The 281-nt window shown below is 64.4% G+C and carries 1 pseudogene; it reads right to left on the minus strand.

What is annotated here, in order from left to right:
* Positions 1-254: pseudogene (locus ACYP5B_RS34735) on the minus strand (IS5/IS1182 family transposase); the annotation flags it as partial.
* Positions 255-281: the final 27 nt, after the last annotated feature.

Here is a 281-nt window from a genome sequence, read left to right on the forward strand (position 1 = left end):
GGCCGTTCGAACAGGTCGGCCGCCAGCGCCCATTCGGCATCGGTCAGGCAACTGGTGTACTTGCCTGGATCGGCCGGCTCCAGGCGATGAGAATCGCTGTAGCCGTAATGCGCGGGCTCACTGGGCTTTGCATAGAGTACAGCGCTGGGTTGCGCAACTCGCTTCAATCCAGCGCGGCGCAAAGCCGCCGCCAGCGTGACTGTGCTGACCCTGGGGCCACCTTGCTCGGCAAGGCCTTGGGCCAACTCCCTCATCGTCGCGTTCGGATGGCTTCTCACCAG

Source organism: Cupriavidus sp. 8B (assembly GCF_054589115.1).